The sequence below is a fragment of the Streptococcus sp. CCH8-C6 genome (assembly GCF_001557225.1).
In the GTDB taxonomy this organism is placed as follows: Bacteria; Bacillota; Bacilli; order Lactobacillales; family Streptococcaceae; genus Streptococcus; species Streptococcus sanguinis_C.
On sequence record NZ_LSJN01000008.1, the window covers coordinates 43,352 to 58,015 of the forward strand.

Here is a 14,664-nt window from a genome sequence, read left to right on the forward strand (position 1 = left end):
TGAAAATTAGAAAAGGAGATTACCATGAAAATCAATATCATTCGTTCAGATAAGGTTTATCAGGAGTTGCTTGAACTGCCCTTGGAAAAGAGAGAGGGTTGTTTTCGAGCTAAGATTTTAGCACCTTTTGCAACAAAATATCAAACACAACACATTCCTCTGAAAGCGAAGTATCCCGGAGGATTTGATGCTCTTTTCCTACTTGGCTTTATGAATCAGCTACCCGGCACTCTGTCAGAAAAGGATAGGCCGGCTATTGATGCTCTGAGCTCTGATCAACTCTGGCAAAATTGTCAAGATACCATCAAGAGGAGTATCGGTCTTTTTGAGCAAGCTGGCTATGATTTAGAGGTTGAGGATTACTATTTTACTATTTTGTTAGGCAATCCAGAAAAGCCCATGCTACAGCTCAATATGGGTTACAGCGGGGATGGAGGAATTCCAGGCTACCTCATGCTTAGTCTGCTGCCAAATGACTATACTTTACCACGTGTGCAGGCTGCGTTGGCTCACGAGTGCAACCATAATGTCCGCTTCCAATTTATTAAATGGAACCAGCAGACGACATTAGCAGACTGGGTAGTTAGTGAAGGATTGGCAGAGTCCTTTGCTGCTGAACTCTATGGCAAAGATCTCATTGGGCCTTGGGTCACTTCAACCAGTCCAGAGCAGTTAGAAGAGATTAAGCCTATCATCTCCAGTCAGCTTCAGCTAACGGGGATGGCGGAAATGGCTCCTTATCTATACGGTGATGAAATTGCAGAAATACAGGGGCAAATACCAGTCGGTATGCCTTATGCTGCGGGCTATGCTTATGGCTATCATCTGATACAAGTCTATCTGAAAAAGACTGGCAAGAGCATTATTGAGGCCACAGTAACACCGACAGAAGAAATTTTAGAGGCGACTAAAGACTTTTGGAAATGACACTTTTACTTGAAAATCTGTCAAAACTTGATATAATGTAGGTGATTTCTGGAGGTATCAGTATGCATTATAAAAGAGTAGAATTGAAAGTCACAAGTCAAGGTATCCATGAGCGCAAAATTTTTCAAGGGGTTAAGATTTTCAGCCGCAGCAAGCTGTCCAAAGATCAGAAAAGCATTCTGACACAGAAGCTTTACCTGACTCCGAAGCAAAACATTGTTTACTATCAACGGACAGATGTCAACTATGACCAGAACTGGCATCATAAGAAGGATTATTATGAACTAGCTTATGGCCAGTTGGACAGAGAAACTGTCTTTAAGGTTTGCCAAGATTTTGACGAACTAAGTCCTTTTCTGGAGACTGAGCTGCTTGAGAAGCTAAAAGAAAAGCAGTCAGCAGGCAAATTTTTTGAAAAATTAGATATATAAAAATCCGACTGCTTTGATAAGCAGTCGGATTTATTCTAGTTTGATAGTGCTTAAACAAATACCTTGCGCAATCATGGCTTTGGCTATGTTTTCGAAGGCAGCGATATTAACAATAGCCAGGTAGTCTTTGCCAAGTCCGTAAGTTTCAACGGTAGTTTTAGCTGTGTTGAGGATGTTGGTCATGATATTCTTGAGACAGCCAGAGTATACTGATCATCTATTCATCTGATAAGAGGGATTTTATCATCCAGATATTCATAGCTGGGTGGCCGGTAGCGTTAGAAAGTGGTTGTTGCAGTGATGTAAAACCATAGTGTTGATAGACGGCCACGGCCGTAGCCAGTTCAGTAGTGGTTTCTAGATAAAGCTGTTCATAACCTGCTAGGCGGGCTTCCTGGAATATCCGCTTTATCAACTGGCTGGAATAACCTTTGCCACGACAGTTTTTAGTGACATACAGTTTTTGTAATTCAGCAATCTTATCAGAAACAGGTGCAAAGCCGCCACAGCCGACGAGCTGGCCTTCGTCTTCCAAAACAAAGTAAGCTGCCCTCTCTTGCTGTTGATAATAGTCGGCCAAATGATCTAGATGAGAATCAAAGTAGACAGTTCCTGGTTTGTCAAGCCCGAATTCTTCTAGGCTGGCTCGAATGAGCTGCGCTACAGCTGGATTGTCTCTCACTTCCATTGGCCGTAAGTTCATGATAGTCCTCCGATAGGATGTATCGACTAGTTAAACAATACCTTGGGCAATCATAGCGTTGGCTACGTTTTCGAAGGCGGCGATATTTGCTCCTGCAAGGTAGTCAGTACCAAGTCCGTATGTTTCAGCAGTTGTTTTAGCTGTGTTGAAGATATTTGTCATAATGTCCTTGAGGCGGCCATCAACTTCTTCGCGAGTCCATGACAGACGAAGGCTGTTTTGGCTCATTTCAAGGGCAGATACAGCAACACCACCAGCATTAGCAGCTTTGGCAGGTCCGTAGAAGATACCATTCTCTTTGTAAACTGCAATAGCATCCAGGTCGCTCGGCATGTTGGCACCTTCAGATACACAGATAACTCCTTGAGCTACCAAACGTTTCGCAGCTTCGCCATTGATTTCATTTTGTGTCGCACATGGCAGAGCGATGTCATAGTTACCAGCGTAAGTCCAGACAGAACCTTCATGGTAAGTAGCAGTTGCTTTTTCAGCAGCATATTCTGTCAAGCGAGCGCGGCGTTTTTCTTTGACATCAACCAAAAGATCAAAGTCAATACCGTTTTCATCGATAACATAGCCGTTTGAGTCAGATACAGAGATAACAGTTGCACCAAGCTCAGTTGCTTTTTGAAGAGCGTATTGGGCTACGTTACCAGAACCAGAAATAACCACCTTTTTGCCAGCAAAGCTTTGGCCGTTAGCTTTAAGCATTTCTTCGGTGTAGTAAACCAAACCGTAGCCAGTTGCTTCTGGGCGAATCAAGCTGCCGCCAAATCCAAGAGGTTTACCAGTCAAGACACCAGCATCAAATTGGTTAAGACGTTTGTATTGACCATAGAGGTAGCCGATTTCACGTCCGCCGACACCAATATCACCAGCTGGAACGTCAAGAGATGGGCCGATGTGCTTTTGCAATTCTGTCATAAAGCTTTGGCAGAAGCGCATCACTTCAGCATCAGTCTTACCTTTGGGATCAAAGTCAGATCCACCTTTACCACCGCCGATTGGCAGGCCAGTCAAGACGTTTTTAAAAATTTGCTCAAATCCGAGGAATTTCAAGATACCTTGGTTTACAGTTGGGTGGAAACGAAGTCCGCCTTTATAAGGGCCAACTGCTGAGTTAAATTGTACGCGGTAACCACGGTTGACTTGTACGTTGCCTTCGCGGTCTACCCAAGGAACACGGAAGCTGATAACGCGCTCAGGCTCAGTAATACGCGCTAGGATGTTTTCTTCAATGTATTCTGGGTGTTTTTCGAAAACGGGCTCCAGAGTATTGAGAAACTCTTCAACAGCTTGGAGGAATTCTGCCTCGTGTCCGTTGCGGGCTTTTACGGTCTCGAAAGTGCTTTGGATATATTCTTTAGCAGTTGTCATCTGTCATTCTCCTTTAAATAAAATAGTAAACCATCCTGTCGGAAGCTGCTTGCAGCTTGTGTGACGAGGATGTGTTTAAATTTTTAAAACAGGCATCTTTTAGATGTCATATTTTATTACATGGAACATTATAGCAGACTTTTTTTCTCTTGTAAAGAAAAAAGTTGAATTTTCTAAAAATTTCCACAATTTATTTTCTGAAACATTCCAGAAAATAGTCAAGCGAACGGGATGTTTTCCGAACGTTAGTCAGGAATTGCCGGTTTAAAAAACGAAAAAGTGGAGTTTGGTGATATAATAGAGGAAATGAGCTAAAGGCACTCGCCTTCAAAAGAAAAAGGAGCGTTTTACTATGGTTTCGACATCTACACAGATTGCTGGTTTTGCATTTGACAACTGCCTGATGAATGCAGCTGGGGTTGCCTGCATGACAAAAGAGGAACTGGCGGAAGTCAAAGATTCTGCTGCAGGAACCTTTGTGACCAAGACAGCGACGCTGGAATTTCGTCAGGGAAACCCAGAACCGCGCTATCAGGATGTTCCGCTAGGGTCTATCAACTCCATGGGCCTGCCCAACAATGGTTTGGACTACTATCTTGACTACCTGCTGGAACTCCAGGAAAGCGAAGCAAATCGGACTTTCTTCCTCTCTTTGGTCGGTATGTCGCCAGAAGAAACCCACACTATTCTTAAGAAAGTGCAGGCAAGTGACTTTAAAGGCATTACTGAGCTCAATCTCTCCTGTCCCAATGTCCCTGGCAAGCCACAGATTGCCTATGACTTTGAAACGACGGAAAAAATCTTGTCAGAAGTTTTTGCTTATTTCACCAAGCCCCTAGGCATCAAACTGCCTCCTTATTTTGACATCGTACATTTTGACCAGGCCGCTGCGATTTTTAACAAATATCCGCTCAAGTTTGTCAATTGTGTAAACTCTATCGGAAATGGTCTTTATATAGAAGATGAGTCAGTGGTCATTCGTCCGAAAAATGGTTTTGGGGGTATCGGAGGTCAGTACATCAAGCCGACCGCTCTGGCCAATGTCCATGCTTTTTACCAACGCCTTAAACCGGAAATCCAAATCATTGGAACAGGTGGTGTTCTGACGGGGCGCGATGCCTTTGAGCATATCCTCTGTGGAGCCAGTATGGTGCAGGTAGGAACAACCCTTCATAAAGAAGGAGTGGCAGCTTTCGAACGCATCACCTCAGAACTCAAGGCTATTATGGAAGAAAAAGGCTATGAAAGCTTAGAAGATTTCCGAGGAAAATTGAAGTATATTGAGGAGTAATTAAAATACGGCTGTTTCAGATTGAAGAAAGATGCATCTTTCTTCAATTTTTTTTTGAAAGCGATGATAATATCTGAGAACTACTGACCTCCACCATTTAAAGAATATCCTAAAATTGTGTTATACTACAAATAAAATAAATTGATAAGATATTTGAAGGGGAAATTACGATGAATAAAACATTCTTATGGAGTGGGCTCAGTATTCTAGTAGTTACGGGACTGATTATCATAGGATTTAGTATGTATCAAAACCAGAAGAAGCAAAAGATGATACGCATTGCGACTAGTAAAGAAGCTAGAAAGGTTTATGAAGAACATATGAGAGAGAATGATCCTAATGCTCTAACAAGAGAAGGAGTTATTCAATCTTATGAAATTGATACTGAGACATTAGAATATAATCCGATGGGAGGTCTGATGGTTCGATTGTATTTTAATAACAATAAAGAATTAGACTTTCATTTTGGATTGATAAAAAATGACAATGGAGAGTATGAAACATATGGCTATACCATATCACCTAAATTATCAGCTTTGTTAAAGGAAAATGTTAAATGAGCAAAAATTATGTAAATGAATAAAATCTTCAGACGGCTATGACTGAATATAACGATAATTCTCTTAATCGTGAAGTAAAAGATCAATATGGCTAAAAAAGTGAGACCGGTTGTCGGTGAGCAAAAAAATAAATATGATGAGATTTTGCCTGTATAATAGTAGTTATAGTCAGTAGCAGAAATCATTTTTGAGTTGAATCACTATAAAATTTACTCCTTTTATGAGAAAATAGACGCAAAGAAATGAGGTGTTTTTATGGCAGAAATTTATTTAGCAGGTGGATGCTTCTGGGGATTGGAAGAGTACTTTTCTCGCATTGAGGGTGTGGAGGAAACGACAGTGGGCTATGCCAATGGGCAAGTAGAATCAACCAACTACCAGCTGATTCATCAGACGGATCATGCAGAGACGGTTCATCTGGTCTATGATGAAAAGCGGATTAGCCTGCGGGAAATCCTGCTCTATTATTTCCGAGTCATTGATCCTCTGTCGGTCAATAAGCAGGGAAATGATGTAGGACGTCAGTATCGGACGGGCGTTTACTATACCAATCAAGCCGATAAGGCGGTCATTGAGCAGGTCTTTGCTGAACAGGAAAAACAACTGGGACAAAAGATTGTTGTTGAGCTAGAACCTTTGCGCCATTATGTTCTAGCTGAGGACTATCATCAGGATTATCTCAAGAAAAATCCTGGTGGCTACTGCCATATCAATGTCAATGATGCCTATCAGCCCTTGGTCGATCCAGGCCGATACGAGAAGCCTACAGATGTGGAACTAAAAGAGCAGCTGACGGAAGAGCAGTACCAGGTGACCCAGAACAGTGCGACAGAGCGCCCTTTCCATAATGCCTATAATGCCACTTTTGAGGAAGGAATTTATGTAGATGTGACGACTGGGGAGCCCCTCTTTTTTGCTGGAGACAAGTTTGAGTCTGGTTGCGGCTGGCCTAGCTTTAGCCGGCCCATTGCCAGAGAAGTTCTGAGATACTATGAAGACAAGAGCCATGGCATGGAGCGGATCGAAGTGCGCAGCCGTTCAGGGAACGCCCATCTGGGGCATGTCTTCACAGACGGCCCAGAAGCAGCAGGCGGCTTGCGCTACTGCATCAACTCAGCAGCTCTGCGATTTATTCCAAAAGAAAAAATGGAAGCAGAAGGATATGGCTATCTGCTGACCTTCATGCAGTAAAAGGGCATAAAATCAACTCAAATGCTTCAATCAGTCATATATTTTTTTTATCACGGCGATAAATTATTTATATAAGCCAAGTCTCCTTTAACATGGTAAAATGAGAAGTAATCTTATAAAATAGAAGATTTAGAATTTTATCCATTAAAGGAGAATAAATGATGAATTTGAAAAAAATCTTTTCAGTCGGCTTAGTCGGCCTTGCAGCCTTGGGTTTGGCAGCTTGCGGAGGCTCTTCTAGTAAGGAGAGCAAATCAGCAGACGGACCTGTAACCGTCAAGGTTGGGGTAATGAGCCTGAGTGATACAGAAGAAGCGCGCTGGAACAAGGTTCAAGAGATTCTTGACAAAGAAAATGCAGGCGTTAAATTAGAGTATACACAGTTTACCGACTACTCTCAGCCTAACCAAGCTCTGCTTGACGGTGATGTGGATATCAACGCTTTCCAACATTACAACTTCCTTGAAAACTGGAACAAAGAGAAGGGAGCAGACCTTGTGTCTGTTGCGGATACCTATATCGCTCCTATTCGTCTCTACTCTGGTACAAAGGACGGCAAAAATAAATATACAGATGTGAAAGACATCCCAGAAAATGGTACAATTGCTGTTCCAAATGATGCGACAAACGAGAGCCGCGCTCTTTATCTTCTTGAATCAGCTGGCTTGATCAAGCTTGATGTTAAAGGTAAAGAACTTGCGACTGTTGCCAACATCAAAGAAAACAAGAAGAATCTGACAATTTCTGAGTTGGATGCTTCTCAAACGCCAGCTTCTCTGACTTCAGCAGATGCTGCAGTTGTCAATAATACTTTCGTCCGCGAAGCAGGTATTGACTACAAGAAGGCCCTCTTCAAAGAAGAAGCCAATGAAAACTCAAAACAATGGTATAACCTGATTGCAGCGAAACCAGATTGGAAGAAATCAGACAAGGCTGACGCAATTGAAAAAATTATCAAGGCTTACCACACTGATGAAGTGAAAAAAGTTATTGAAGAATCATCAGATGGTATGGATCAGCCAGTTTGGTAATTTTTTTCCAGCAGAAGGTCATTGTATTGAATAAATGAAATGATTAAGAAGGGCGGAGATTAGCTTCTCCAGCCCTTTATCTGCTATTATGGTCATTTAGTTTGAACAGTATCTGGCTTTGGGTTAAGTCGGTAAAGATTGCGGCTTATGGCATCACATTTCCCTAGTCAAGTGACAGACGGAAATCAAACTAAAAGGCTACAGAGGATAAATCACATATTGGACAAATCAAGGAGTGAATCGGAAATTATGGGCAAAGAAATTATCAAATTGGATCACATTGATGTCGTTTTTAATCAAAAAAAGCAAGACATTAAGGCCGTAGAAGATGTGACCATTCATATTAATCAGGGAGATATTTATGGAATTGTAGGCTATTCTGGTGCCGGCAAGTCTACCCTGGTCCGTGTTATTAACTTGCTGCAGGTGCCGTCTGCCGGTAAGATTACGGTGGATGATACGGTTTTCTATGATCATCATCAGGTTCAGCTTACTGCGGCTCAGCTGCGCCAAAAGCGTAAGGATATCGGGATGATTTTCCAGCATTTTAACCTCATGGCACAGATGACAGCCAAGGAAAATGTTGCCTTTGCGCTCAAGCATTCACCTTTATCAGCTGCTGAAAAAGAGAAAAAAGTTCATACGCTTTTGGACTTGGTAGGTTTAGCGGATCGGGCGGACAATTATCCTGCCCAGCTGTCTGGCGGTCAGAAGCAGCGGGTGGCTATTGCGCGGGCTTTGGCCAATGATCCCAAAATCCTAATCTCAGACGAGTCCACATCTGCTCTGGATCCTAAGACTACCAAGCAGATTCTGGCTTTATTGCAGGATTTGAATCAAAAATTGGGTCTGACTATTGTCCTCATTACCCACGAAATGCAGATTGTCAAGGACATTGCCAACCGGGTAGCAGTCATGCAGAATGGTCAGCTCATTGAGGAAGGATCAGTTCTGGATATTTTCTCTAATCCCAAGAATGAGCTGACCCAAGACTTCATTACGACAGCAACCGGTATCAATGAGGCCATGATCAAAATCAACCAGCAGAAGATTGTGCAAAACCTGCCGGAAAATTCCATTCTGGCACACCTGAAATACTCAGGTGTGGTAACGGACACAGCCATTATAAACGACATTTACAAGCAGTATCAAATATCTGCCAATATTCTTCACGCCAATATTGAGATTTTAGATCATGTACCGGTCGGAGAAATGGTCGTTATCTTATCTGGAGAGACCAAGCAACTGGCGGCGGTGCAGGAAAGTCTGCGCGAAGCAGGAGTAGAGCTGCATGTTCTGAAAGAAGGGAGTAACTAATGCTACAGCTGATTCAACAATTTATGCCCAATGTTTATAGAATGGGCTGGTCTGGGCAGGCTGGCTGGGGAACAGCTATTTACCTGACTCTGTATATGACCATCATTCCTTTCTTTATCGGAGGGATTCTAGGCTTTATCGCTGGTCTCTTGCTCGTCTTGACAGGGCCGAGAGGTATTTTGGAAAATAGACTTGTCTTTTTCGTCTTGGACAAGGTTACCTCTATCTTTCGGGCGATTCCTTTCATCATTCTCCTAGCCCTCATCAATCCTTTTACTCGTATTATTGTGGGAACTGGGATTGGACCGACTGCGGCCTTGGTCCCTCTTTCTCTGGCTGTTTTTCCTTTCTTTGCCCGTCAGGTTCAGGTGGTCTTATCCGAATTAGACCGAGGAGTGATTGAAGCGGCGCAGGCTAGTGGAGCAACCTTCTGGGACATTGTCGGTGTTTACCTGCGGGAAGGTCTGCCGGACTTGATTCGGGTGACGACTGTTACGCTGATCTCTCTGGTTGGTGAGACCGCTATGGCCGGAGCGATTGGAGCTGGTGGACTGGGAAATGTTGCCCTGACTTATGGTTATCAACGTTTCAACCATGATGTGACCATTCTTGCGACTATTCTTATTTTGCTGCTCATCTTCTTTATTCAGTTTGTTGGGGATTTCCTGACACGGAAGATTAGTCATAGATAATGATTGACAACTAGGGCCTCAGCTGGGGCTCTTTTTTATTCCATAATTGTATTAAAAGACTTGCACAATTAGATTAGGCTTGTTATAATAGCTAAAATCTCTTGAAGTCAAGTGTTGGGAAAGTGAGGATATGGCGGATGAAAGCTTATACAAATGTCAATCTGGTGACCTGTGACAGCGCATTTCATGTTTACCGGGAAGGGCTGTTGGTGGTTGAGGACGACCGTATTGCCTACTGCGGTCCCTATGATGAAAGCTGGCTAGGGAAATGCAGTGAAACAGTGGATTATGAAAGTGCTTGGATCATGCCCGGGCTGGTCAACTGCCATATTCATTCGGCCATGACCTTGCTGCGCGGGATTCGTGATGACAGCAATCTGCATGAATGGCTGGAGGACTATATCTGGCCAGCAGAAAGTCGATTCACAGCAGATTTAACGACCCAGGCTGTCCAGCTGGCTCTGGCTGAAATGCTGCTGTCAGGAACAACAACTTTTAACGACATGTATAATCCTCAGGGAGTGGATATTGACCGGATTTATCAGACTGTGCGGCAGTCTGGTATGCGCTGCTATTTCTCACCAACACTCTTTAGCTCAGCCGCGGAAACGGCAGAAGAGACTCTGGCTCGTATTCGGGCCATTATTGAGAAAATTTGCTCCTATGACGATGAAGATTTTCAGGTTATGGTGGCGCCTCATTCACCTTATGCCTGTGACGAAGATCTGCTCAAGGGCAGTCTTGAACTAGCGCGTGAGCTAGACTTGAAGCTTCATATCCATGTGGCTGAAACCCAGGAAGAAAATAAAATCATACTGGAGCGCTATGGCAAACGGCCTCTGGCTTTCTTAAAGGGTTTGGGTTACTTGGAGCAGCCAGCAATTTTTGCTCACGGAGTTGAACTGAATCCATCAGAGATTGCGGATTTGGCGGCTTCACCAGTCAGCATCGCCCACAATCCTATCAGCAACCTCAAGCTGGCTTCCGGTGTAGCTCCGGTGACCGACTTACTAGCCGCTGGGGTGACCGTTGGCTTAGCGACAGACTCTGTCGCTTCCAATAATAATCTGGATATGTTTGAAGAAGGTCGGACAGCTGCTCTCCTTCAGAAGATGCGGGCAGGAGATGCGACCCAGTTTACGATTGATCAGGCTTTGAAAGCTTTGACTATTGAAGGAGCCAAGGCGTTGGGATTGGATAACAAAATCGGTAGTCTGGAAGCGGGCAAGCAAGCCGATTTCATTGTCATTCAACCTAAGGGAAGACTTCATCTCTATCCTTTGGGAAATATGCTGTCGCACCTAGTGTACGCAGTCAAAGGCAGTGATGTTCAGGATGTCTACATTGCTGGGCAGCAGGTCGTCCGAGACGGCCAGGTGCTCACCGTTGATGTAGGGAGTTTTGTGTAAGAATGAAAGCTGAGTTTCAGCTCGGCAATCAGCTATTAGAATTGAAAAAATAGAAAATGAAGCAGGAGAATGGTGGGAGCATGCCGCAATTTGGAGATTGTAGCATGCTTCTCCCCGCTCCTGTTTTTTTGCTTTTCTTTCCTTTTGGCGATAAAAATAGTACAATATAGTAAATGTTGATGCACTATTATCAAGTAAGAAAAAGCGGAGAAATGTGATGGATAAAAAATTTCTTTGGGAGAAGATTCGGACTTTTTTTCAGGAACTTTGGAAAAAGATATCGGATTTTACTGCGGAACATAATCTGCTGGCAGATGCTTACCATGCTTGGCGGGACTGGTTTAAGGGACTTCCATTTCCTCGTCCCAAAATCTTTCAAAAACAGCTTAGCAATCGCCAGTTTGTCGGAGTGCTTTTGACCGTAGTAGGGCTGTCAGCTGGATTAATTCTGCTGTCAGAGCATGTGCAGGATTTTACCTTTCTGTCTCCTAGTAAGAAAGAGCAGCAGTCAGATTCCTCTCAGAATCAGACGGTTCGCATCATGGCAACTGGGGATTTGCTTTATCACGATGGCCTTTATCTGAGCGCTCAGAAAGAAGATGGCACTTATGATTTTTCTGAGAATTTCCACTATGCCAAGGAATGGCTTCGGCAGGGAGATTTGGTCTTAGGGGACTTTGAAGGCACGATTCGGCCGGACTATCCCTTGAATGGCTATCCGCTCTTTAATGCTCCAGAAGCCGTAGTTCCAGCAATCAAGGATGCTGGCTATCAGGTGATGGATCTGGCTCATAATCACATTTTAGACTCTGGCTTGGAGGGAGTTTTCACTACAGCTCAGGCTTTTGAAAAAGAGGGAATCACTCCCGTCGGTGTTTATCCGCATGAAAGCCGCAGTCAGGCACCGCTCTTGATAAAGGAAGTAAAAGGCATTAGGATTGCACTGCTAGCCTACTCTTATGGCTACAATGGCATGGAAGGGCTTCTCAGTCAGGAAGACTATGATAATCGCCTGTCCGATCTGGATGAAGAAAAGATGCGGGCCGAGATTGAACGGGCGGAAAAGGAAGCAGATATTACAGTCGTCATGCCTCAGATGGGGATAGAGTACCAGCTGGAGCCAACCGAGGAGCAGATGGCCCTCTACCATAAAATGGTTGACTGGGGAGCAGATATCGTCTTTGGAGGGCATCCTCATGTGGTTGAGCCGGCGGAGATTTTAGAGAAAGATGGTCAGAAGAAGCTGATCATGTATTCTATGGGAAATTTCATTTCCAATCAGCGCATCGAAACTATGGAGGGAATTGAAAATGCTCATTGGACCGAGCGCGGAGTGCTGATGGATGTTACCATTGAAAAGACACCAAAGGGCACACAGATAAAAAGTGCCCAGGCTCATCCGAGCTGGGTCAGCCGAGTGGAAAAAGGCACTACTTCGGCAGACGGTCTACCTTTATACACTTACCAGACCTGGATTTTGGACGACTTTGTCGAAGGTGGCAAGTATCGAGACAAACTGGATCAAGAAACCAGAGCACGGATTGATACCGCCTATCAGGAAATGAATTCTCATGTTGGACTGAATTGGCCGGGGCAATAAATTGCCTGAATATGATTTTAGCCAGATTGGATTTACCAATCTGGTTTTTGCTGTTTTGAAATTTAAGATTTTGTTATAATTAAAAAGGATTATAGAACTGTTAATGAATGAAACTGACCGCTTTCGAGCTCGTCTATTATGTTATTGGAAAGAAAATGAAATGTATTTTGGTTTGTGGTTGCTTTTGTATCTTATACCTATGTTTATCTTGTTTTTGTTGCTAGTGTGCTCCCTGGTCTTGTTGATTTTCTGCCTGTTTCTGAGAAGAAATCTCTTCAAGGAAAAGCAGGGGCGCAATTTGCTGCTAGCTATCTTTTGGCTGGGGCTCTTCAATCTTCTGCTGAACTTGCTAGTATAGAAATGATGAGTTCGTAAGGAGAACAGTCCAAATGAAATGATAGGGACTAGCTTTATCCTTGTTCGTTGAAACTAAATATTGATTGAGAATTAAGGAAAGGCTAAATATGTATTTTTTTGAACAACTTTTTCTTTTAATAGACTTTTTAATTCACTTTTTACCACTCTTATTTATCTTTGTTGTTTTTATCGTTTCATGGATAGTTTATATCTGTATAAAGAAGCCTTTCTACAAAAGCATTTATGGGAAAGTGATTAGTCTACTCTTTTTGGGAACTTTGATTTGGAATCTTGTTTATTTTGGCGGAGAAGATCATGGTGGCTCTTACCAATTAGTAAAATTAAGGCCAGGCGAAGCTGTTTATGTAAAGATTAAAAAGCCTAATTTTGAGCTAATAAAGGGTTCAGGAGTCAGTGTTTTAAAATTTAAAGATAAAACAGATGGGAAAATTAGAATTTATGATTCTTATTTGAGAGAGCAGATAGGTGAAAATGAGTATATCTATGATGCAGAAAAAAAGTCTGTTCACTACTATAATGAAAAGGAAGGGGGGGGATAACAATCCCAAACGAACAGGCTTTATCCGATTTAGGTGTTGAGTTTAACGAAAACTATAGCATTGATGTCAACTTTACCCAAAATAGAACGTTTGTTTTTAGTGTAAGCGACAGTGATCAAGATATCACTGTCCAAAACGAATCAGATAAACCCATATCTTTTTATGTCAAAGCCTATCACAGAGTCTATGGCTCAGAAGGCAGGGACCGAGATCTAGAATAATATCTTACAAAACATGGTGCTGTTTCTATCCTTCTTATAATATTAGCGTTACAAAAAAACGAATACCACAAAGTTCATTTAGCTTAGCAGGTATTCGTTTTTTTATTTTCCATTTTAGAGCTTCATTTCTTCCGATACTGACTTGGTGTCATTTGGTAGTATTTTTTGAACTGGCGGTTAAAGTTGGACAGGTTATTAAAGCCTGCTTGGCTGGAGATTTCCAGTACAGAGAGATTAGAGTGCTGCAGGAGTTCGGCTGCCTTGCGAAGGCGGAATTGAATCAAGTACTCTATGCAGGAAACGCCCAGATGCTTCTTGAAGAAGTTCATGAAATGGGTAGAGCTGTAGCCGCAAATGCCAGCCAGTTGGTCAATATTCAGGTCTTCTTGGTAGTGGGCATTGATGTAGTCGATGATGGAGCGAATCTTTTCTTCCTTGCGATAGCCTTCTGGTGACAGGTCTTTGGAAATGACATAGCCATTCTCAAAGAGCAGATAGAAGAGCTGGTTGAGCTGGGCCTTGAGTTGAAATTCGTAGTGAGATTTGCGGAAATAGCCTGTTTCCATAGCTGCTAAGAGGCACTGGCGAATCTCGGCATAGGCTGTATCCGTAGGCTTGATAACATGAGTCAAGTCCAACTGGCCATTGTAGAGGGGCTGCAGATAGTTGATGCTGGCCTGATCCATGGCAGAGTAGCCCATCAGATCCAGATGAAAATTAATAGCGTCCATATAATGGCGCTCGTCGTTGATGGGGTGGATGGAGTGCAGGGCATTGGGGCGAATCAGGATAATATCACCTTTTTCACTGTTAAAGTAGTCGTCGTCAATATGAAATTGTGCTTTTCCTTCGTGGACATAAATCATTTCAACATCGGTATGCCAGTGGAAAAGAATATCTGGATGACCATTTTCAGTGATGGTGCGGGTTAGAGAATAAGGGGTTCCTTGGTTTTTAAAAACGGTATTTTTATGTAGTTGGCCTAAATCAATCATGG

Annotated in this window: 14 protein-coding genes and 2 pseudogenes; 12 read left to right on the forward strand and 4 right to left on the reverse strand. The window is 43.0% G+C overall.

Features of this window, described 5'->3' with window-relative positions; translation table 11 throughout:
- Positions 1-24: 24 nt before the first annotated feature.
- Both AX677_RS00590 and AX677_RS00595 read left to right on the forward strand, forming a co-directional pair.
- Positions 25-927: a DUF2268 domain-containing protein gene (locus AX677_RS00590; RefSeq protein ID WP_060975800.1), complete on the forward strand. Its 903-nt coding sequence runs from the start codon at positions 25-27 to the stop codon at positions 925-927.
- A gap of 62 nt (positions 928-989) precedes the next feature.
- Positions 990-1,358, forward strand: coding sequence for an EXLDI protein (locus tag AX677_RS00595; RefSeq protein WP_060975801.1), 369 nt, complete (start codon positions 990-992; stop codon positions 1,356-1,358).
- A 30-nt stretch (positions 1,359-1,388) separates the two neighbouring features.
- On the opposite strand, the pseudogene AX677_RS00600 reads toward AX677_RS00595, so the two are convergent.
- From AX677_RS00600 to gdhA, 3 genes and pseudogenes are all read right to left on the reverse strand, one after another.
- A pseudogene (locus AX677_RS00600) lies at positions 1,389-1,559 on the reverse strand (NADP oxidoreductase); the annotation flags it as partial.
- Between the two features lie 16 nt (positions 1,560-1,575).
- Positions 1,576-2,061 (reverse strand): GNAT family N-acetyltransferase, encoded by a 486-nt coding sequence (locus AX677_RS00605; protein WP_060975803.1) that lies wholly within the window; start codon positions 2,059-2,061, stop codon positions 1,576-1,578.
- A 30-nt stretch (positions 2,062-2,091) separates the two neighbouring features.
- Entirely contained in the window at positions 2,092-3,438 is a 1,347-nt protein-coding gene (gene gdhA / locus AX677_RS00610; protein WP_060975804.1) for an NADP-specific glutamate dehydrogenase, read from the reverse strand.
- Between the two features lie 352 nt (positions 3,439-3,790).
- Between gdhA and AX677_RS00615 the strand changes: the two genes are divergently transcribed.
- From AX677_RS00615 to AX677_RS00660, 10 genes and pseudogenes are all read left to right on the forward strand, one after another.
- Positions 3,791-4,729 (forward strand): dihydroorotate oxidase, encoded by a 939-nt coding sequence (locus AX677_RS00615; RefSeq protein ID WP_060975805.1) that lies wholly within the window; start codon positions 3,791-3,793, stop codon positions 4,727-4,729.
- A gap of 170 nt (positions 4,730-4,899) precedes the next feature.
- The gene (locus AX677_RS00620; protein ID WP_060975806.1) at positions 4,900-5,289 is read left to right on the forward strand and encodes a DUF1310 family protein; all 390 of its coding nucleotides are present in this window, start codon (positions 4,900-4,902) and stop codon (positions 5,287-5,289) included.
- Between the two features lie 255 nt (positions 5,290-5,544).
- On the forward strand, positions 5,545-6,480 hold the full coding sequence (gene msrB / locus AX677_RS00625) for a peptide-methionine (R)-S-oxide reductase MsrB (protein ID WP_060975807.1): 936 nt from the start codon (positions 5,545-5,547) through the stop codon (positions 6,478-6,480).
- Positions 6,481-6,638: 158 nt separating this feature from the next.
- The gene (locus tag AX677_RS00630) at positions 6,639-7,511 is read left to right on the forward strand and encodes a MetQ/NlpA family ABC transporter substrate-binding protein (protein WP_002896572.1); all 873 of its coding nucleotides are present in this window, start codon (positions 6,639-6,641) and stop codon (positions 7,509-7,511) included.
- Between the two features lie 249 nt (positions 7,512-7,760).
- A complete protein-coding gene (locus tag AX677_RS00635; protein ID WP_060975808.1) occupies positions 7,761-8,828 on the forward strand; it encodes a methionine ABC transporter ATP-binding protein in 1,068 nt (355 codons plus the stop codon).
- Positions 8,828-9,520, forward strand: a complete 693-nt coding sequence (locus AX677_RS00640) for a methionine ABC transporter permease (RefSeq protein ID WP_002898357.1) — start codon at positions 8,828-8,830, stop codon at positions 9,518-9,520. Before AX677_RS00635 ends, AX677_RS00640 begins: the two co-directional genes overlap by 1 nt.
- A 137-nt stretch (positions 9,521-9,657) precedes the next feature.
- Entirely contained in the window at positions 9,658-10,929 is a 1,272-nt protein-coding gene (locus AX677_RS00645; protein ID WP_060975809.1) for a TRZ/ATZ family protein, read from the forward strand.
- Between the two features lie 217 nt (positions 10,930-11,146).
- The gene (locus AX677_RS00650; protein WP_060975810.1) at positions 11,147-12,529 is read left to right on the forward strand and encodes a CapA family protein; all 1,383 of its coding nucleotides are present in this window, start codon (positions 11,147-11,149) and stop codon (positions 12,527-12,529) included.
- Positions 12,530-12,703: 174 nt separating this feature from the next.
- Entirely contained in the window at positions 12,704-12,904 is a 201-nt protein-coding gene (locus AX677_RS00655) for a hypothetical protein (protein WP_048772272.1), read from the forward strand.
- An 89-nt stretch (positions 12,905-12,993) separates the two neighbouring features.
- Positions 12,994-13,667 (forward strand): annotated as a pseudogene (locus AX677_RS00660) (hypothetical protein).
- A gap of 122 nt (positions 13,668-13,789) precedes the next feature.
- Here the strand turns inward: AX677_RS00660 and AX677_RS00665 are convergent.
- Positions 13,790-14,662, reverse strand: a complete 873-nt coding sequence (locus AX677_RS00665) for an AraC family transcriptional regulator (RefSeq protein ID WP_002896563.1) — start codon at positions 14,660-14,662, stop codon at positions 13,790-13,792.
- Positions 14,663-14,664 lie beyond the last annotated feature (2 nt).

Bases quoted from the DNA above. Each gene is read 5' to 3' on its own strand.
- AX677_RS00590 (WP_060975800.1), top strand. From the start codon at position 25: ATGAAAATCAATATCATTCGTTCAGATAAGGTTTATCAGGAGTTGCTT.
- AX677_RS00595 (WP_060975801.1), top strand. From the start codon at position 990: ATGCATTATAAAAGAGTAGAATTGAAAGTCACAAGTCAAGGTATCCAT.
- AX677_RS00605 (WP_060975803.1), bottom strand. From the start codon at position 2,061: ATGAACTTACGGCCAATGGAAGTGAGAGACAATCCAGCTGTAGCGCAG.
- gdhA (WP_060975804.1), bottom strand. From the start codon at position 3,438: ATGACAACTGCTAAAGAATATATCCAAAGCACTTTCGAGACCGTAAAA.
- AX677_RS00615 (WP_060975805.1), top strand. From the start codon at position 3,791: ATGGTTTCGACATCTACACAGATTGCTGGTTTTGCATTTGACAACTGC.
- AX677_RS00620 (WP_060975806.1), top strand. From the start codon at position 4,900: ATGAATAAAACATTCTTATGGAGTGGGCTCAGTATTCTAGTAGTTACG.
- msrB (WP_060975807.1), top strand. From the start codon at position 5,545: ATGGCAGAAATTTATTTAGCAGGTGGATGCTTCTGGGGATTGGAAGAG.
- AX677_RS00630 (WP_002896572.1), top strand. From the start codon at position 6,639: ATGATGAATTTGAAAAAAATCTTTTCAGTCGGCTTAGTCGGCCTTGCA.
- AX677_RS00635 (WP_060975808.1), top strand. From the start codon at position 7,761: ATGGGCAAAGAAATTATCAAATTGGATCACATTGATGTCGTTTTTAAT.
- AX677_RS00640 (WP_002898357.1), top strand. From the start codon at position 8,828: ATGCTACAGCTGATTCAACAATTTATGCCCAATGTTTATAGAATGGGC.
- AX677_RS00645 (WP_060975809.1), top strand. From the start codon at position 9,658: ATGAAAGCTTATACAAATGTCAATCTGGTGACCTGTGACAGCGCATTT.
- AX677_RS00650 (WP_060975810.1), top strand. From the start codon at position 11,147: ATGGATAAAAAATTTCTTTGGGAGAAGATTCGGACTTTTTTTCAGGAA.
- AX677_RS00665 (WP_002896563.1), bottom strand. From the start codon at position 14,662: ATGATTGATTTAGGCCAACTACATAAAAATACCGTTTTTAAAAACCAA.